The sequence below is a fragment of the Mesorhizobium xinjiangense genome (assembly GCF_009749525.1).
Lineage (GTDB): Bacteria > Pseudomonadota > Alphaproteobacteria > Rhizobiales > Rhizobiaceae > Mangrovimarina > Mangrovimarina xinjiangensis.
Genome location: NZ_WOAC01000025.1, coordinates 1 through 17,758 on the forward strand (window position 1 = coordinate 1; position 17,758 = coordinate 17,758).

The 17,758-nt window shown below is 65.7% G+C and carries 21 protein-coding genes and 1 pseudogene; 9 read left to right on the forward strand and 13 right to left on the reverse strand.

Annotation, left to right across the window (positions count from 1 at the left end; translation table 11 throughout):
- Positions 1 to 180 (reverse strand): hypothetical protein (locus tag GM909_RS25945; RefSeq protein ID WP_210252585.1); only part of this gene is annotated, 180 nt, incomplete at its 3' end.
- On the opposite strand from GM909_RS25945, the gene tsaB reads away from it, so the two are divergent.
- From tsaB to GM909_RS21475, 3 genes are all read left to right on the forward strand, one after another.
- Complete coding sequence (tsaB, locus tag GM909_RS21465; RefSeq protein ID WP_157019270.1) at positions 164 to 847, forward strand: tRNA (adenosine(37)-N6)-threonylcarbamoyltransferase complex dimerization subunit type 1 TsaB; 684 nt, start codon at positions 164 to 166, stop codon at positions 845 to 847. The genes GM909_RS25945 and tsaB overlap by 17 nt on opposite strands.
- Positions 844 to 1,338, forward strand: coding sequence for a GNAT family N-acetyltransferase (locus GM909_RS21470; RefSeq protein WP_157019271.1), 495 nt, complete (start codon positions 844 to 846; stop codon positions 1,336 to 1,338). Before tsaB ends, GM909_RS21470 begins: the two co-directional genes overlap by 4 nt.
- 281 nt (positions 1,339 to 1,619) lie before the next feature.
- Positions 1,620 to 2,459 (forward strand): lysophospholipid acyltransferase family protein, encoded by an 840-nt coding sequence (locus GM909_RS21475; RefSeq protein WP_235912010.1) that lies wholly within the window; start codon positions 1,620 to 1,622, stop codon positions 2,457 to 2,459.
- A gap of 4 nt (positions 2,460 to 2,463) precedes the next feature.
- Here GM909_RS21475 and GM909_RS21480 read toward each other — a convergent pair whose 3' ends face one another.
- From GM909_RS21480 to GM909_RS21495, 4 genes are all read right to left on the reverse strand, one after another.
- Complete coding sequence (locus tag GM909_RS21480) at positions 2,464 to 3,594, reverse strand: ABC transporter permease (RefSeq protein WP_157019337.1); 1,131 nt, start codon at positions 3,592 to 3,594, stop codon at positions 2,464 to 2,466.
- Between the two features lie 17 nt (positions 3,595 to 3,611).
- A complete protein-coding gene (locus GM909_RS21485; protein ID WP_157019272.1) occupies positions 3,612 to 4,529 on the reverse strand; it encodes an ABC transporter ATP-binding protein in 918 nt (305 codons plus the stop codon).
- Between the two features lie 110 nt (positions 4,530 to 4,639).
- Positions 4,640 to 5,617: an HlyD family secretion protein gene (locus tag GM909_RS21490; protein ID WP_157019273.1), complete on the reverse strand. Its 978-nt coding sequence runs from the start codon at positions 5,615 to 5,617 to the stop codon at positions 4,640 to 4,642.
- Complete coding sequence (locus GM909_RS21495; protein ID WP_157019274.1) at positions 5,614 to 6,306, reverse strand: CerR family C-terminal domain-containing protein; 693 nt, start codon at positions 6,304 to 6,306, stop codon at positions 5,614 to 5,616. The genes GM909_RS21490 and GM909_RS21495 overlap by 4 nt, the downstream gene beginning before the upstream one ends.
- A 142-nt stretch (positions 6,307 to 6,448) precedes the next feature.
- Here GM909_RS21495 and GM909_RS21500 point away from each other — a divergent pair, with 142 nt between their 5' ends.
- The gene (locus GM909_RS21500) at positions 6,449 to 7,321 is read left to right on the forward strand and encodes a C40 family peptidase (protein ID WP_157019275.1); all 873 of its coding nucleotides are present in this window, start codon (positions 6,449 to 6,451) and stop codon (positions 7,319 to 7,321) included.
- Here the strand turns inward: GM909_RS21500 and GM909_RS21505 are convergent.
- Positions 7,285 to 8,088: a LytTR family DNA-binding domain-containing protein gene (locus tag GM909_RS21505; RefSeq protein WP_157019276.1), complete on the reverse strand. Its 804-nt coding sequence runs from the start codon at positions 8,086 to 8,088 to the stop codon at positions 7,285 to 7,287. The genes GM909_RS21500 and GM909_RS21505 overlap by 37 nt on opposite strands.
- A 121-nt stretch (positions 8,089 to 8,209) precedes the next feature.
- Between GM909_RS21505 and GM909_RS21510 the strand changes: the two genes are divergently transcribed.
- Positions 8,210 to 8,731, forward strand: coding sequence for a DUF2306 domain-containing protein (locus GM909_RS21510; protein WP_157019277.1), 522 nt, complete (start codon positions 8,210 to 8,212; stop codon positions 8,729 to 8,731).
- Between the two features lie 17 nt (positions 8,732 to 8,748).
- On the opposite strand, the gene GM909_RS21515 is transcribed toward GM909_RS21510, so the two are convergent.
- The gene (locus GM909_RS21515; protein WP_157019278.1) at positions 8,749 to 9,375 is read right to left on the reverse strand and encodes an FMN-dependent NADH-azoreductase; all 627 of its coding nucleotides are present in this window, start codon (positions 9,373 to 9,375) and stop codon (positions 8,749 to 8,751) included.
- A 123-nt stretch (positions 9,376 to 9,498) separates the two neighbouring features.
- On the opposite strand from GM909_RS21515, the gene GM909_RS21520 reads away from it, so the two are divergent.
- Positions 9,499 to 10,464, forward strand: a complete 966-nt coding sequence (locus tag GM909_RS21520; protein WP_157019279.1) for a LysR family transcriptional regulator — start codon at positions 9,499 to 9,501, stop codon at positions 10,462 to 10,464.
- Positions 10,465 to 10,511: 47 nt separating this feature from the next.
- Here GM909_RS21520 and GM909_RS21525 read toward each other — a convergent pair whose 3' ends face one another.
- Both GM909_RS21525 and soxR read right to left on the reverse strand, forming a co-directional pair.
- Positions 10,512 to 11,702 carry an ROK family protein gene (locus GM909_RS21525; protein ID WP_157019280.1) on the reverse strand — a complete coding sequence of 397 codons (1,191 nt, stop codon included), beginning with the start codon at positions 11,700 to 11,702 and terminating at the stop codon, positions 10,512 to 10,514.
- Positions 11,703 to 11,874: 172 nt separating this feature from the next.
- On the reverse strand, positions 11,875 to 12,315 hold the full coding sequence (gene soxR, locus GM909_RS21530) for a redox-sensitive transcriptional activator SoxR (protein ID WP_157019338.1): 441 nt from the start codon (positions 12,313 to 12,315) through the stop codon (positions 11,875 to 11,877).
- Positions 12,316 to 12,424: 109 nt separating this feature from the next.
- On the opposite strand from soxR, the gene GM909_RS21535 reads away from it, so the two are divergent.
- From GM909_RS21535 to GM909_RS21545, 3 genes and pseudogenes are all read left to right on the forward strand, one after another.
- Positions 12,425 to 12,754, forward strand: coding sequence for an NADPH-dependent FMN reductase (locus GM909_RS21535; protein ID WP_157019281.1), 330 nt, complete (start codon positions 12,425 to 12,427; stop codon positions 12,752 to 12,754).
- 110 nt (positions 12,755 to 12,864) lie between these two features.
- Positions 12,865 to 13,116: pseudogene (locus GM909_RS21540) on the forward strand (NADPH-dependent FMN reductase); the annotation flags it as partial.
- A 99-nt stretch (positions 13,117 to 13,215) separates the two neighbouring features.
- Entirely contained in the window at positions 13,216 to 13,575 is a 360-nt protein-coding gene (locus GM909_RS21545) for an antibiotic biosynthesis monooxygenase family protein (protein ID WP_157019282.1), read from the forward strand.
- A 104-nt stretch (positions 13,576 to 13,679) separates the two neighbouring features.
- Here the strand turns inward: GM909_RS21545 and GM909_RS21550 are convergent, their stop codons facing one another.
- From GM909_RS21550 to GM909_RS21565, 4 genes are all read right to left on the reverse strand, one after another.
- The gene (locus tag GM909_RS21550; RefSeq protein WP_157019283.1) at positions 13,680 to 15,269 is read right to left on the reverse strand and encodes an ABC transporter substrate-binding protein; all 1,590 of its coding nucleotides are present in this window, start codon (positions 15,267 to 15,269) and stop codon (positions 13,680 to 13,682) included.
- A gap of 232 nt (positions 15,270 to 15,501) precedes the next feature.
- Complete coding sequence (locus tag GM909_RS21555; RefSeq protein WP_157019284.1) at positions 15,502 to 16,305, reverse strand: ion channel; 804 nt, start codon at positions 16,303 to 16,305, stop codon at positions 15,502 to 15,504.
- A 69-nt stretch (positions 16,306 to 16,374) separates the two neighbouring features.
- Positions 16,375 to 16,725, reverse strand: a complete 351-nt coding sequence (locus GM909_RS21560) for a VOC family protein (RefSeq protein ID WP_157019285.1) — start codon at positions 16,723 to 16,725, stop codon at positions 16,375 to 16,377.
- A gap of 29 nt (positions 16,726 to 16,754) precedes the next feature.
- Entirely contained in the window at positions 16,755 to 17,684 is a 930-nt protein-coding gene (locus GM909_RS21565; RefSeq protein WP_157019286.1) for a LysR family transcriptional regulator, read from the reverse strand.
- Positions 17,685 to 17,758: the final 74 nt, after the last annotated feature.

Sequence of the window (17,758 nt, forward strand, 5' to 3'; positions counted from 1 at the left end):
CCGCGCATCGCAAATCACTCCATCGCTCCCAGCCGAGTGAATCACAATTCCCGTGCCATTGTTGGAGTTTTTCAGCAACCTGCTAGATCGGTTCTCGACTTGGCGCAATTTCGGACGGAGAACCGGATTCCACTTCTCCTGGAATTGCTCTATGCGGTTGGACATGAAGATCCTGGCCATCGACACCGCCGCCGCATTCTGCGCCGCCTGCCTCTATGACAGCGCGGACGCAATCGTGCTCGGGCGCGAGACGCTGGAGATCGGCAAGGGCCATGCCGAGCGCCTGATGGGCGTGATTGCGGCGGCGCTCGAACAATCCGGCCTGACCTATGGCGACCTCGACGCGATCGCCGTCTCGGTCGGACCGGGCTCGTTCACCGGCATCCGTATCGGTGTCGCCGCCGCACGCGGCCTGGCGCTTGCGCAGGACATTCCCTGCGCCGGCGTGACGACGCTCGAGGCGCTGGCTTTCGAAGCGCAGAACGCTTTCCCCGGACGCTCGGTGCTTCCGGTCCTCGACGCCAAGCGCGAGGAAATCTATGCCGCGCTCCACGGCGCCGACGGTTCTGCGGTGCTTGCTCCGATGGTCACCGACGCGAAAGACGCCGCGGCGATCGCCCGCGAGCATGATGCGGTTCTGGTCGGCTCGGCCGCCGAGGTCGTCGCCGGCGTGGCCGATGGGACGCTGGATGTCGCCGGCGGCGGCCAGACCGCCGATATTGCCAGCTTCGCGGCAGTCGCGGCCCAAAAGGGTTTCGACGGCGCGAAACCGGCGCCACTCTATCTGCGCGGGGCGGATGTGCGGCCGCAATCCGGCTTTGCGCTGCCAAGGAAAACCGCCTCATGAAGCTGCCCTTCGGCACGACGCGCAAACGCGAATTCGCCATCGAGATGTTGCGCCCGGACCATGCGCCGGCGCTGGCACGCCTGCATGCGGGGGAATTCACCCGCGCGTGGACGGATGGCGAGTTTTCGGTCCTGCTCGAACAGGAACCGGTGTTCGGCTTTGCCGCGCGCGAGGTGGGCCAACCGAAAGGAGATCCGGCCGGCTTTGTCCTGGCACGGCAGGCCGCCGGCGAAGCGGAGATCCTCACCATCACCGTGGCGCGCGCCCGACGCCGGCAGGGCCTCGGCTGGCTCTTGATGGACGCGGTGCTGCGCGAGTTGCACGGACAGCGCGCCGAATCGCTGTTTCTGGAGGTCGACGAGACGAACCTGCCGGCCTGTTCGCTCTACCGGCGGCTCGGCTTCCAGGAAGTCGGCAAACGGCCGGGCTATTACGAACTCGCCGAACGCGGCCGATCCAACGCGCTCGTCATGCGCCGCGATCTGCGCTGACGCGGGCCGAGAACGACCGGGTTGTGAAGGAGCCGGCCCAGATGCACCTCGACACCCCCCTCTGGTTCCGAGCTTGTCGAGGGGCCGGCCATCTCCCCCGCAAGGGGGGAGATTGGCTCACGTCCCGACCACCGCTCTTTCTGCAGCTTTGGCGATTGGCGGCGCAGGTCGATGAAGGCGTAATCTCCCCCCTTGCGGGGGAGATGGCCGGCAGGCCAGAGGGGGGTGTGGTGCGTGTCACTCCATCAGTGCCCCAGAACGCAAGCCGTTAGGTACCGGCGATGGCTACGCATCCCCTGCCGGGACGGATCCGGGCCAGCCTGGCGATCGCCGCGGTCGCCTGCACGACGCTGGTCGGCATTCCGATACAGATGCTGGCCGTGAAGACCGGCTTTCCGCCGCCCGGCCTGATCCCGCGCCTGTGGCACCGCATGGCGCTGAAGCTGCTCGGCATCCGGGTTCACGTGCATGGCCGTCCCGAACAGGCGCGCCCCCTCATGATCGTCGCCAACCATGTCTCGTGGAGCGATATCTGCGTGCTCGGCGCGATTGCCGAGCTTTCCTTCGTCGCCAAGTCCGACATGGCGGGCTGGCCGCTCTTCGGCCTTCTGGCGAAGCTCCAGCGCACCGTGTTCGTCGAACGCGAGCGCCGGCGCAAATCCGGCGAACAGGCAAGCGCGCTGGCGCGGCGGCTGGAGGCCGGCGATGTCATGGTGCTTTTCGCCGAAGGCACGACCTCGGACGGCAATGTCATGCTGCCGTTCAAGTCGACGCTGTTCGGCGCCGCCCAGCACGCCCTCGGCAACGGTGACGGGCTGGAACGCGTTGTGATCCAACCCGTCACCATTGCCTATACGCGGCTGCACGGCATGCCGATGGGACGCCAGCATCGCCCCCACGCGGCCTGGATCGGCGACAGCGACCTGGTTCCCCATATCGGCAGTCTCATCACCGAAGGCGGCATGGACGCCGAGGTCCATTTCGGAGAGCCGATAGCGTTCGAGCCCGGCGGCGACCGCAAACGCATCTCGCGCGCGGCGGAAGAGCAGATCCGCCGAAAACTGGCCGATGTGCTGCGCAATCCGGCACCATCGAAGCATGCGGGAAGCACGAGCCGGTAAGTGATCAGTCCAGCGTCCGGCGGAACCGTGCCAGCGCGATGGCGGCAAAGAAGACCACGAAGCCCACGAGCCACACGATTTCCGGGGCAATCGACTGCAGGCCCGCGCCCTTCAGCATCACCGCGCGAATGACGCGCAGGAAATGGGTGAGCGGCAGGAGCTCGCCGAGCAGCTGCGCCCAGCCGGGCATGCCGCGATAGGGGAACATGAAGCCCGAAAGCAGGATCGACGGCAGGAAAAAGAAGACGGTGAGCTGCAGGGCCTGCATCTGGGTGCGTGCGATGGTGGAGATGGTGTAGCCGAGCAGGACGAGGGCGAGCACGAAGACCAGGATGGCCGAAAGCAGCAGCAGGAGCGAGCCGACGAAGGGCACCGAGAACAGGAGCTTCGAGGCGGCCAGGACGACGACCACCTGCACCGCGCCGACGACGAGATAGGGCAGCACCTTGCCCAGCATGATCTCGAGCGGGCTGGCCGGCATGGCGAGCAGGTTTTCCATCGTCCCGCGCTCGGTCTCGCGGGTCAGCGCGATCGACGTCATCATGACCATGGTCAATTGCAGGATCACGCCGAGCAGGCCGGGGACGATGTTGAACTGCGAGATCAGTTCCGGATTGTAGCGGCGATGAACGATTACCTCGAGGCGCGAGCGCGCCTCCTCGTCCGCCACCTGCTGGCGCCCCTGCTCGCGCAGCAAGGCCTCGCTCGCCACGGTCGACAGTGTCGAGATGGCACCGCTCGCCACGGCGGGATCGGTGGCATCGGCCTCGATCAGGATCTGCGGATTGTCGCCGCGGTCGACGCGACGGGCGAAGTCGGACGGGATCGTGACGACGAAGGAGACGGCACCTGAGGCCATCAGCCGCTCGGCCTCCGCCGCGCTTTCGACGACATGGCCGAAGCGGTAGTAGTCGGTCGTTTCCAACGCCGTCACCATGGCGCGGGTGTAATGATCGTTGCTGAGCGCCACGAGTGCGGCCGGCAGCCCCCGCGGATCGTTGTTGATGGCGTAGCCGAACAGCACCAGCTGCATCAAGGGCACGCCGAGCATCATGGCAAAGGTGATGCGGTCGCGCCGCATCTGGATGAACTCCTTGATCAGCAGCGCCGCAAGGCGAGGCCAAGAGAAGACCATGCTCGTGGAGCTCAGCTTCATCCCATATTGTCCTTCGCGTCCGCCATGAACTGGATGAAGACATCCTCCAGGCTCGTTTCGCCGGGGGTCACCGTTATCCCTTCACGCCCGTCGAACTCGGCCAGCGAATGGCGCAGCGCCTCGGCGTCCGAGCCGACGACATGCAGCGTTGCGCCGAAGGGCGCGACCTGCTCGACGCCGGGCCTTCCCTCGAGCGCCGCCGCCACCTCGTTGAGCCTGGCGCCGGCGACCACGAAAGTCGTCAGCCCGGCATTGCGGATCACCTCGTTCACCGTCCCGGTGGTCAGCATCCGGCCATAGGAGATGTAGGATATGCGGTGGCAGCGTTCGGCCTCGTCCATGTAGTGGGTCGACACGAGCACTGTCAGCCCGCCGCGCGCGAGCTGGTGAATCTCGTCCCAGAAATCGCGCCTGGCCTTGGGATCGACGCCGGCCGTCGGCTCGTCGAGCAGCAGCAGCTTGGGATGGTGCATGATACAGGCGGCGAGCGCGAGACGCTGCTTCCAGCCGCCCGACAGCGTCCCGGCGAGCTGGTTGCGGCGCGTTGTCAGGCCGAGATCATCGAGCGTGCGGCGCACATGGGTGCGGACCGGAAAGAGCCCGTAGAGCCGGGCGACGAATTCGAGATTCTCGGCGATGGTCAGGTCCTCGTAGAAGGAGAACTTCTGCGTCATGTAGCCGACCTCGCGCTTGATCTTCAGGCTCTCGGTCCTGAGATCGAAGCCGAGCACGCGGCCCTCGCCCTCGTCCGGCGTCAGGAGCCCGCACATGATGCGGATGGTCGTCGTCTTGCCGGAGCCGTTCGGCCCGAGAAAGCCGACGATCTCGCCCTCGCCGACCTGCATCGACACCTGATCGACGACGGTCTTTTCGCCGAAGCGCTTGACGAGGCCGGTAACGTCGATGGCGTTCATTGAGCGGTTCCCTGTGGCAATGGGCCAGTTAGGCAATAGGGGAGTAGGGGAGTAGGGGATATCGCTGGAATCGTCAGCCCATCGTCATCGATCCTTACTCCCCTATTCCCTTATTCCCCTATTCCCTGCTCCCTACCCGCAACCGCCTCCCCCAACACCACATCCACGATCTGCCCCGGCTGCAGCGCCGTCGCCGCGCCTTCCGGCCGCGCCTCGACGAGATAGACGAGCTTCTGGCGCGTCTCGAGTGAGTAGATCACGGGCGGGGTGAATTCGGGGTCCGACGCAACATAGCTGACGCGGGCCTGGAGACCGGCGGGACAGCCGTCGCAGCGCACGTCGAGCAGCGAGCCCACCGCAACGCTCGACATCAGCGGTTCGGGCACGAACAGCTTCAGCTTCACCGCCCCGTCCGGCAGCATCGACACAACGGGAGCCGAAGGCCCGGCGACGTCGCCCGGATTGCGGATGATGTCGTCGACGCGACCGGCCGCGGGTGCCTTGATGACACGTTTGTCCAGCCGCCAGCGGGCCTCGCGCAGCGCCGCCTCGGCTTGCCGGACCTGGCTCTCGGCGGCGCGGATCTCCTCCGGTCGCGCCGGCAGCTTGCCGACGGCCAGATTGGCTTCGGCCTGGCCGAGTGCGGCTTCGGCCGTTTCCTGCGCCGTTTGTGCCGCGTCGAGCTGCGCCTGGGCGGCGATGCCCCGCCCGGCAAGCCCTTTGATCCGGTCCAATGTGCGGTTGGCGTCGCTGAGCCGGGCCTTGGCCGAGCGCACCTCCGCCTCCAGCACCGCGATTTCCTCCGGCCGCTTGCCGAGCTTGAGATCGGCAAGCTGCGCCTCGGCCCGCGCCAGCGCCGCTTCTGCCTCGGCGACCGCGATCTCGGCATCGTCGCGCTCGAGCACGGCCACCGGCATGTCGGCTTCGACGCGCGCGCCACGCTCAACCTTTACGGTTTCCACGTTCGCCGTCTCGATCGGCGCCAGCAGCACGAACTCGCCCTCGACATAGCCGACGGCAAGCGGCGCGGCGCCGGCACAGGCCGAAAACAGCCAGGCGGCCAGGGGAATGCTGCACAGCAGGCTCATTTCGCCAGTTCCTCGCGCACGGCCAGGATGGCAGCCAGATTGGCCTTGGCGATCGCCGCAATGCGCTCGGCCTCCATGGTGCCGAGATCGCACCAGCCCATGCGGCGGCGCACGGCCTCGCGGCCGATGCGGAAATAGACCACCTGGCCGATCAGGGTGAACATGATCAAGCGCGTTTCCTCGCTCTCGGCGGCTTCGCCCGTGGCCAGTTCCCACAAGGTGCACAGCCGCTTGTGCACCGGCTCGAAGACGCCGGCATAGATCCGGTCGAGGGCGGCGCTCGGATGCGCCAGCTCGCGCAGCAGGAACTGCACGATCTCGCCCGATTCAGGCCGCGCGACGACAAAGTGGATCATGCGTTCGAGAACCTGGAAAAGCTGCTCGCGCGCCGTTTCGGCGTCCGGTGGCGCCGCGCGCGGCGCGTCGAAGTCGCCCAGCGCCTGCCGGGCCATGGTCTGGACCGTCTCGACGATGTGATCGGCGGCGGCCATGTGCAGGCCTTCCTTGCCGCCGAAATGATAGGCGATGGAGCCGATATTGGCACCGGCGGCGGCGGCCAGTTCGCGCGTCGAGGTGCCGTCGAAGCCCTTGCCGCCGAAAAGCTTCAAGGCCGCGCCGATGAGCGCCTTGCGGGTTTGCTCGGCACTGGGCGCGGAAGCGGGCCGGTTCGTGGGTTCGTTCGATTTCATGGGCAATCTTTAATCATTCGATTGATCAAATGTCAACTCCCAGCCAACGGGAGATGCCGGCATGAGCGAAGCGACAATCTGCCGAACCGGCGATGCTTCAAAATCACGTCGGCCCGCACCATAGTTATGGTCGGAGGTGACGATGAGTTCTGCAGGGGATACGATTGCCGACCGGCTGGGTCGCGCCCTGGCGCGGCTGCTTGAAAAGGAATCGTCGGGCTACGAGCCCTACACGCCTTCCGACCCGGAAACGTTGCGGCGCACCTTGCGCGCCGGCGATATCCTCCTGGTCGAGGGCAACCAGCGCGTCTCGGCGGCGATCAAATATCTCACGCAATCGACCTGGTCGCATTCCGCGCTCTATGTCGGTGATGCATTGCCCGAGCCCGAGGACGGATCGGAGCGCCCGCGCCTGATCGAGGTCAATCTCGGCGCGGGCTGCGTGGGCGTTCCGCTGTCGAAATACAGCACCTACAATACCCGCATCTGTCGTGCCTCGGGCCTCACACCGGAGGATCGCGACAAGGTCGTCGCCTTCATGATCGGCAAGCTGGGACTGAAATACGACACCCGCAACCTGTTCGACCTCCTGCGCTGGTTCCTGCCGACACCGCCGGTACCCGTTCGCTGGCGCCGCCGCATGATCGCGCTCGGTTCGGGCGATCCGACGCGCGCCATCTGCTCGTCCCTGATCGCCGAGGCCTACGGCCTGATCCGCTATCCGATCCTGCCCGAGGTCACCCGCGCACCCGGTCGCGCATCCGCCGAATCGGCCTATTCACGCGGCGAGATCCTGCATATCCGTCACCATTCGCTCTACACGCCGCGCGACTTCGACCTCTCGCCCTATTTCGAGATCGTCAAGCCGACGCTCGTCTACGGCTTCGACTACAAGGTCTTGCAATGGAGCGACGACGAAGCGCAGGAGCCCGATTCGGCAGATGAAGGTGAAGAGGAAACGGCAGAGACCGGCGAGGATCAGCCGAACCCGGCCGAGCGGACCTCCGAGCGATAGGTGCGGCTGACGGGCAGCATCGTGCCGTCCTTCAGCCGGACGAAGAGCCGCCCCTTGCTGCGCACGAGGTCGCGGACCGCATTCTTTGCGACCCAGTGCGAGCGGTGGATGCGCATGCCTTCCACGCCCTGCGTCTCCGCAATCGCATCGCCAAGGCGCATCAGCACCAGCCCGCCACCCCGCGTCGTGCGCACATTCACATAGTGGTCCTCGACCGTCATGTGGCTGAGTTCGCCGCGCGCATCGGCCGGCATCCTGTCGACGATACGCGGACGCGGCTGTTCCCGTTCGCCACCCACTGATCCTGTCGCAACCCCTTGTTGGGCGGCTGCAACGTGCGCCCCGGCCAGGGAAGGCACGAGTGCGGAAACGACGGCCGCAATGGCCATCGTGTAGAAAACCAGGGGCACGAAGGCGAGGACGTCGTCGCGTGCAGGGAAAACGGCGGCATTCACGGCGGTGACGACGACCGCCACCGGGATGCCGGCCAGCGCCCCGGCGGCGACGAAATGCAAATGCCTCGGAAACGCCCTCGGCGACATCGTCCTGGCGAGAAAGAAGACGCAGGCAACGCCGGTGAAATAGGTCGCCGCGGCGATCGCGGCCCAATAGGCCAGCCGGGCCGGCAGGGCGAGCGCCTCATAGGTGCCGAAGGGACCGGCCAATCCGAGCAGCACCGCCGCGCCGGCCAGGCACGCCCAGAAGCGTGGTGAGAAAAAGAGGCGCTGCAGTTCGCGCTTCGTGAATTGCAACGGGCCGTCGGTCACGAATCATTCCGGTTGCTTGCGGATCGGCTTTTGCGCCGGAGTGTAGTCACGAGGCAGGCAATGTCCATGCGGGCCGGCAACGGCTCAGCCCGCAGAAGATCTAATTGGAAAGGACAGTCCAGTGACGCTCGAACCGCTTCTCGCCGCCTCGCCTGCGATCCAGATCCACGTCGCCGCCGCCGTCGCGGCCTTCGGCCTCGGCTCAATCGTTCTGTCTCGCAGAAAGGGGGACCGGCTGCACCGCATCGGCGGCCGCATCTGGGTCGCGCTGATGCTGCTCGTCTGCCTGTCGTCCTTCTTTATCCATACGATCAGGCTTTGGGGACCGTGGAGCCCCATCCACCTGTTGTCGGTCACTACGCTGTTTTCGCTCGGCTCGGGTGTCTGGCTCGCCATGCGCCGCCAGATCGAGGCGCATCGCCGAACGATGCAATCGACATTCGCCGGCGCACTCGTCATCGCCGGCCTGTTCACATTTTTGCCGGGACGCATCATGCACGAGGTGCTGTTCGGCGGAGGGTCGCCCGTGCCGGGCATTTTGCTCGCGGTCTTCGCCGTGGCCGTTGCCCTGCTGGTGCTGCAACGGCGCACAGCTGCCGGCCCCGCCCGAACGGGCGAGACCGGTGTCGATATCGCGGATTGAGGCCTTGCCGTTCAGGGTCAGGCCACGGCCGAGAGCTCGATCTGCCTGGTCTCGCCGAGAGCGCGTTCGAGGATCGTCTCGTCGGGCTCGAGGCCGAGGCCGACGCCCTCGACATCGATGAACTCGACATCTGTCATGCCCATGAAGCCGAGCACGGACTTCAGATAGGGGCGCGCATGATCGAAGGCCGCGGCCGGGCTGTCATTGGTGTAGATGCCGGTCGACGCGATGACGGCATAGACCTTCTTGTTCCTGGCAAGGCCTTCGGGGCCTTCAGCCGTGTAGCGGAACGTCTTGTGGGCCCGGGCGACATGATCGATCCACGATTTCAGCGTCGAGGGAACGGAGAAATTGATCAGTCCGGCCGCGATGATCACCGTGTCGGCATCGAGAAGCTCTTGGGTGGCCGTTTCGGACGCGGCCAGCAGGCCCGCCTGCTCCTCGGTCAATGTCTCGGCGGGCGCCTTGACGGCAACGGCGAAGTCCTGGCCGATATGCGGCAGCGGGGCAGCGGCGAGGTCGCGATGAACCAGCGTCGAGCCGGGCGCAGCATCGCGCAACTTCGCAGCCAGTTCCTTGGCCACGCGTGTCGAATAGGACGCCTCGCCGCGCGGGCTGGACGTGACAAGAAGGATGTTGGACATTTGTATGCTCCTTTGGGTCGTGATGATGCCAAGCGGGAAACGGACGGCGTTCGGTGCGAAGATGGGACTCGACACCCATCCAGAAAACGGCGAAAATATCGCTAGTAATTATCGAGAATTCCGATGGAAGCGAATCCGACCCTCGACCAGTTGCAGGTGTTCGTGGCGGTGGCCGACAATGGCGGCTTCTCCGCCGCCGCGCGCAAGCTCAACCGCTCGCAATCCGTCATCAGCTACACGATCGCCAATCTGGAAGCGCAGCTTCAGGTCAGCCTTTTCGAACGCAAGGGCACCCGCCGGCCGCGGCTGACGGAGGCGGGAACCGCCATGCTGGAAGATGCGCGGCGTGTGGTGGCCGGCCTGCAAGGCCTGCGCGCCAAGGCGCGCGGTCTTTCGGAGGGCCTGGAGGGTGAGGTCTCGCTGGCGGTCGACGTGACGGTGCCGGATTCGGCGCTGGTCCATACGCTCAAGGACTTCCAGCACCGCTTTCCCGCCGTCAGCGTCAATCTGCATGCGGGCGCGCTGGGTGCGGTTTTCGACCTGGTCTCCAACCGCCAGGCCGATATCGGCATTGGCGGCCAGCCTTCGCTTCGCGACGACCTGGTCATCGCGACCGAGATCGGCGCGACCGCCATGATGCCCGTCGCGTCACCCGACCATCCGCTGGCAAGAATTCCGCCGCCAATCCCGCTCGAAATCGTGCGCGAGCACGCGCAGCTCGTCGTCACCGACCTGACGGAGCACACGCGGGGAAAGGATTTCGGCGTTCTGTCGTTCAGGACCTGGCGCATGACCGACATGGGGATGAAACACGCCCTGATCCTCGCCGGGCTCGGCTGGGGCGGACTGCCGGGCTCGATGGTGCATGACGACATTCAGGCCGGCCGCCTCGTGGCGCTCGAGCTTCCCTCCTATCCGGTTGTCGCCCGGCCGCTCTTCGTGCTCCATCATACGGCAAACCCACCCGGACCGGCCACGCGCTGGATGATCGACAATTTCCGCCAGCACCTGGTCGGCTGCAGCAGGATATCGCCGCTGGTGGCGGGCGCGACGACGCCGCACATCGCCACTCACCAGCACGCCAGGTGATAAAGGCGACGCAGTCGCGCACTGCGCCGACTGGCCGGCACTTGGCGTCAGGCGATCGGCATGTCGCGCGAAAACAGGCGGTCATGGATGACCCGGAAAGAGGCGCCCATGGCGGGGGCCGACGGCCCGATGCGCCCGACCTCGATATTGGGCAGTGTGGCGCCGCGCGCGATCTGCGGCTGCCAGATGTCGAGAATGCGCTGGACGATGCGCTCGGCGATTGCCGGCGGCAGCCGCCCGCCGACCAATGCGTGGCGAAACCCCATCAGCGCCTCGGCATTCAGGATCGCCTCGGCCAGCGCGGCGGCAGCCGCCTCGAGCCACGCCTCACCCTGTTCCGTCAGCCCATCCCAGGACCAGTAGCCGGGATCGTCCGGCAGGATGTCGCGGCCGGCACGCCCGAGGCGCCTGTCGAGCGCGCCAAGCGAGGCGATATCATCCAGGCTGTATTCGCCGCACCGCAGCATGCCGAGCCGTGCGCCATCGCCGGTGCCGCCGCGCCACAACACGCCGTCGATGACGCAGCCCGAAGCAATGAACGTGTCGAGATGAACATGAAGCAGGCTGCCGTTCCACTGGCTTTCGGGCCCGACATGCTCGGCCCATGCGGCGGCATTGCCGCTTTCGGCCTGGAGCACCGGCAGACCGGCTTCGCGCTGCAGTCGCGCCGCGGTCGCGGCGGCAAGGTGGCGGAAATGCTGCGCGCCGCCGTCCGCATCGCCCCCGGGCGTCTCGCTGGGGACGGCGATGCCGATGCCGGCCACGCTTTGGCGTTCACGCGCCGTCAGAACGGTCAACAGATCGGCGCACAGGCGCTGTGCCAGCTCGGGAACCACCCCATCCTGTCGCGGATCGATCTTCGCCCAGCGTGCGCGGCGCGCCTCGCCGCTCATATCGGTGAGCACGATATCCAGGCGGCGCCACCCGATCTCGATGCCGATCGCGCAGGCGCTGTCATAGACGAGAAAATAGGGCGTCGCCGGCTGGCCCAGATGGCCCCGCAACACGCCGCCCCTGCGGATCAGGCCCTTTTGCTCGAGTTCGAGCAGGAAGCGCGAGACGGTCTGCGCGCCAAGCCCGGAGCGGCGCGCGATCTCCGCATTGGTGATGCCCGGATGCGTGCCGACCAGGGTCAGCACGGCCCGCTGGTTGATCTGGCTGATCTGGCTGTGGTGAACGCCCCTGACGCCGATGGCAAAGGGATGTGCTGGGGCCTTGGGGAACGGGCGGTCGGGCATCGTCGCGCAATATTGAGTTGCCACGTCAGAAGTTGGGACAAATTAGAGTGGTGGCGGCGCGCTGTCCACAACTCTGCGCTCCGCCCGGAAGCGGCGCCCCTTATATCACCTCTTGCGCCCTTGCGCGCGAATTCGCGTCCGGCTCGATCCGCCAGTTCCGCCGCGGCGCGGCTCAGGCGGGATCGAGCAGCCGCGGCCCAGCCCCGGCCTCGCCCAACGCATCATACGGATTGCGCAGCGGACAGTCGCGCATCGAAAGACAGCCGCAGCCGATGCAGCCGTTCAACTCGTCGCGCAACCGGGTCAGCCGGGCAATGCGCTGGTCAAGCTCGTCGCGCCAGCGGGCTGACAGGCGCGTCCAGTCGGCGGCGGTGGGCGTGCGCGCGTCGGGCAGCGCATGCAGCGCCTCGGCGATGGTGGCGAGCGGAACGCCGGCGCGCTGCGCCACCTTGATGATGGCCACACGCCTCAGCACGTCGCGCGAATAGCGGCGCTGATTGCCGCGGTTGCGCCCCGAACGTATCAGCCCCTTCGCCTCGTAGAAATGCAGTGCCGAGACGGCCACGCCGCTGCGTGCGGCAACCTCGCCGACCGAGAGTTCGCGCTTCGGCATTTTTGCCGCCGATCGTGCATTTGCCACGCCCTGCCTCCTTGACCTCAATATTGGTTGAGGTTTTATAAGGCCGGCTTCTGAATTGCAACGCCACGGGAGCCCATTGAAAATGCAGGATAACATCAGACTCGCCATCATCTATGGCAGCACACGCGAAGGCCGTTTCTGCGATATCGTCGTGAATTGGGCGGCATCGATGATCCGGCGGCGCGCCGATTTTGAATGCGACATTGTCGACCCGCTCGAATTCGACCTGCCGGCCCGCCACACCGGCACGGACCATGCCGGGCTCGACCGGCTCAAGGCCAGGCTCGCCGGGGCCGACGCCTTTGTCGTGGTGACGCCGGAATACAACCATTCCTTTCCGGCGGCACTGAAATTCCTCATCGATTCGGTCGCGGCCGAATGGCAGGCCAAACCGGTCGCCTTCATCTCCTAGCGCGCGTTCGCTTCAAACGGAAACGTTTGAAGCAAAGATATGCGCGCCAGATCAATATGTTGGAACATGTACCTTTCGCTCAAACGATTCCGTTTGAGCGGGACATGTTCTATGGCGGCATTTCAGGCGGCCTCAGGGCGGTCGAGCACCTGCGCCCGGTCTTCGCCGAAGTTCACGCGATGACGATCCGCGACACGGTCTCCTTCGCCAATGCATGGGACCATTTCGCGCCCGACGGCAGCCTCGTCGATCCGAAACGGGGTGAAGAGGCGATCGCCATCCTGCTCGACCGGCTGCACTGGTGGGCCGAGGCGCTTCGACGCGCGCGGACCGAGCGGCCCTGGCATCGCATCGCCGCCTGACCCGCATGTCCGAAACGCCGACCTTCGAACGTCCTTGGCTCATACGCCCCGGGTCAATCGCCCCAGGGAAGGTCCGGACAACACCTGCAGGAGACCACGATGAACGATACACTGGTGTCTGAGCCCGACGACCGCATCCTCGAGCCGGATGGCCCCGTCGTGCTCGTCAACACCTTCCATGCCAAGCCGGGCAAGCTCGACGAGTTCATCGAGCTGCAATTGCTGGAACAGCATCGAATGGCGGCGACGGCCGCCGCCTCGGGCTGGCGCGGCAGCCGGCTTCACCGGTCGCTGGACGGCAGGACGGCCATCGTCGTGGCCGTCTTCGAATCGCTTGCCGCACAAGAGGCCTGGTCGCGACGCACGGCCCATTCCGATCAGGTGGGACGGATCGAGACCCTGGTTGAACGGGTCGAATCGCGGACCTGCGCGATGGTCTTCGAAGCAGGCCGCATCTGATGGCAACACCGGCGGCGGCCGGACCGCCGCCGGTGCATGTTCCAACACATTGATCCGGCGCGCATATCTTGGCACCAAACGATCCCGTTTGAAGCGAATGCGCGCTACGCCGTCAGCCAGCACTTGGTGAGGGCGTGTCCGCTCATCAGCTCGCCGTTGGGGTCGTCGATCCAGCCGCCGACCTTGTCGGTCGTGGCGTCGATGTAATTGTTGAACATCGGCACGATCACACCGCCCTCGTCGCGCAGGATCATCGCCGCCTGGCGGTAGAGAGACTTGCGCTTTGCCTGGTCGAGCTCGCCGCGCGCGGCAAGGATCAGCTTGTCGAAATCCTCGCGGAAGAATCGCGTGTCGTTCCATTCGGCGTCCGAGAGATAGGCCAGCGAATAGACCTGGTCCTGCGTCGGCCGCCCGGTCCAGTAGGACATGGAGAACGGCTGCTTGTTCCAGACTTCCGACCAGTAGCCGTCGCCGGGCTCGCGCCTGACATCGATGGTGATGCCGCAGTTGGCCGCGCTTTGCTGGTAAAGCTGTGCGGCGTCGACGGCGCCCGGGAAAGCGACATCGGACGTCCTGAGCAGGACCGGTCCGTCATGGCCCGACTTCTTGAAGTGGAAGGCCGCCTTGTCGGGATCGTAGACGCGCTGCTCGATATCGTCGTCGAACAGCGGATAGCCCGCGATCATCGGCGTGTCGTTGCCGACGGTGCCGTAGCCGCCGAGGATCTTCTCGACCATCTCCTCGCGGTCGACCGCATATTTGAGCGCCAGGCGCAAATCGTTGCTGTCGAAGGGCGGCGTGTCGCAATGGGCGATCATGACATAATGGCCCTTGCCCGGCACGTTGCGCAGGGTGACGCCCGGCACGCGCTTGACCAGGTCGACGATCTTGGGCTCGATACGGTTGATCATGTGCACCTGTCCGCCCTGCAGGGCGGATGTGCGCGCCGTGGCGTCGTTGACCACGATGATCTCGATCTGGTCGGCGTGGCCGCGCTGGTCCAGACCCCAATAGCCTTCGTGACGCTCGCCCACATGGCGCACGCCCGGCTCGTTGACGGCGACCTTGTACGGCCCCGTGCCGATGCCGGCCGTCGGGTCGTCCTTGCCGCCATTCGGCTGGATCATCAGATGATAATCGCCGACGATATAGGGAAGATCGGCATTCGCCTCCTTCAACGTGATGACGACGTTATCGCCGTCCGCTCTCACGGTCTCGAACCCGCGCACGAATGGCAGAGCGGCGGACTTGGATTCGGCGTCGCCGTGACGCTCCATCGTCGCCACGATATCCTGCGGCGTGAGTTCCTTGCCGTTGTGGAAGGTGACGCCCTTGCGGATCTTGAAGGTCCAGGTCTTGGCGTCGTCGGAGGCGTCGTACTCCTCCGCCAGGCGGTACTCGATTTCGCCCGTCGGCGAGACCTCGAGCAATTGCTCGCCCCAGCAACGGCCGAACGTATACGGCACCTGGCTGGCCCAGGTGGCGGGATCGAGACTGTTGGTCGATTCGCCACCGACCATGCCGGCTTTCAGGATGCCGCCCTTGACCGGCCCCTGCGCCCGCACGGCGCGGGCCATCAGCAGGTTGGCCGAGGCGGCGGTCACGCCGAGCGCGGCAGCCCGGCCGAGAAAATCGCGCCGTGACAACGACCCTTTGGCAAGGTGACGGCTCAGATAGTCGAGTTCGCTGGACATGCTTTCTCCTTCTGTTGTGTCCGTTGGATCGGCTCATGGGAGCGATGCGCCGGTCCAGTTCTCAGGTCGTTCGCAAATCCGGGCGGGTCTCCTGGAATTGCGGCAGTCGCAGGCACGCAACCGAATTGCGCGCTGCGATGGTGCGACAGCCGCGCTGCTTGACCATAGGGCCAATCTCTCCAGCTCGGCGGCACAGGCCCGCGCCACGCCGGCCCATAACTGTCCACACGGCCTAATTGTCGTGGTCTGGAATGTTGAGCAGATGCCCGCAGGCCTTGCAGTGCACGGCATCGGGATCGTGACGCTGCAGACCGCATTGCGGGCAGGGAAACTGCACCTTGGTCGGGCGGAAGAGCGCCTGCGCCAGCCGCACGAACAGCGAGATGCCGATGATCATGGTGACGATCGCCGTGAGCTTGCCCCACACGCCCTCCAGCACGATGTCGCCGAACCCCGTCGTCGTCACCGTCGCCACCGTGAAGTAGATCGCGTCAACATAGCCTTCCAGACCGGCGCTATCGCGAAAGAAGCTCGTATAGACAAATCCGGACGCGATGAAAAGGAAGGTCGCCAGATTGACCACCGCACGGCCGGTCTCGCGCCAGTCGCCATAGCCGCGCCGGGCGATCGGACGCCACAGGACGCCGCTCGTCGACAGCGTCCACAGCCGCAGGATGCGCAGGAATCCGAGATTGGCCAGCGTGGCCGGCATGAGCAGCGTCAGGAGGATGAAGAGGTCGACGATTATGGTGAACTTTCGCAGCCAGCGCCAGAAGTCGGAGGCGGCCAGTCCGCGCGCGACGATATCGACCGTCAGGATCGCCGCAACGGTGTAGTCGATCCACAGATATGCCGGCCCGTTGCGCAGCATCGGCGAGGCGACGAAAAAGGCGATGATGATGAAGTCGACGACCATGACCGCCGTCTGAAAGCGGATCGCCGCCTTCGTGCGCCCGTGATAGAGCTTGCGCAGGGTAAGGCGCAAAATCTCGAATGCGGAACTTTCGTCCGCCTGGCGGTCGGCCTTCTTGTTCATCCCGCCCGACATAGTCCGGGCGCGCCGCCGCGTCCAGCCACCGGCTCCATCACCAGTTCCGCGCGGACGTCAATGATGCATCAGTATATTGACGATGTTGCCGAAGGGATCGCGCAGGAAGAACCGCCGCACGCCCCAGGGTTCATCGACGATGTCGTAGACGATCTCGCATTGCGCGGCCTTGGCCCGGGCGTAATACGCGTCGACATCGTCGACCTCGATGGAGAGAAGCGGCACCGGCGCTCCCGAGCCGCCTTCGCTGGCGATGCCGACTTGCGCCCGCGCCTCACCGTCGCCGGCATAGGTGCGCAGCCAGCCGTGATCCATGACGAGGTCGAGGCCGAGGACGTCCTGGTAGAAGGCACTGGCCTTTTCAGGGTCGGAGGTCTGGAGATTGGCAACGATGCGTTTCACACCCATTGAACGGCATTCCTTCCTGTCCTGCACAATTAGCCACCCCCTCGCGGCATCTGGGCGGCGAAATCCGCCGCCGCGCCGCGCATGAAGTCGATGAAAACGCGCAGCTTGGGAAGGGCCTGCGCGCGACTCGGATAATAAAGGAACAATCCCGGCGAATGAGGCCAATAGGACTCCAGCACGCCGACAAGGCGCCCGTCGGCCAGGTCCTCGGCGATCGTCGGCTCGGCGCCGTAGATCAGCCCTGCGCCGCGCCGGGCCGCTGCCAGCATGGTCGGTGTGTCGTTGACGATCAGCCGCCCGGCAACCGACATCTCGATTTCGCGCTCGCCGTCATCGAGTTCCCATCGGTAGATGGCGCCCGACGATGTCTGGCGGAAACGGATGCAGTCATGCGCCTTGAGATCTTCCGGCCGCTGCGGCGTGCCGCGAGCCGCCAGGTAATCCGGGGCGGCCGCTATGCAGAAGCGGAATGGGGGCGACAGGCGAAGCGCCACCATGTCGGCCTGCAGATATTCTCCCACCCGGATTCCGGCATCGAAGCCGCCGGCGACGATGTCGGCAAATCCGTCATCGGCGAACAGCTCGATCTCGATGTCGGGATGGGCCTTGGCGAAGCCATCGAGCACCGGGCCGATGAGAAACGGGATCACCCCGCGCGGCGCGTTCAAGCGCAGCAGCCCCGACGGACGCCCGCCGAATTCGCGCACCACGTCGAAGGCGTCATCGAGCTGGTCGACGGCCGGTTGCGCGCGTTCCAGAAAGAGGGCGCCGGCCTCGGTCAGGCCGACACTGCGCGTCGTGCGCGACAGGAGCGTGACGCCGGCGCTGGCTTCCAGCGTGCGGACCAACTGGCTAACAGCCGAAGGCGACACGCCGAGATCGGCCGCGGCGGCGCGAAAGCTGCGATGCTCGACCACGTGCAGAAATGCAACGACAGCGTCAAGTTGGTTCCGGCTCATCCGTGAGCTCTATCCGGCAGTTCCATCGATTATGAAGGTTCTCTTCACGGTTCATCGAGATTAACTGCCATTAT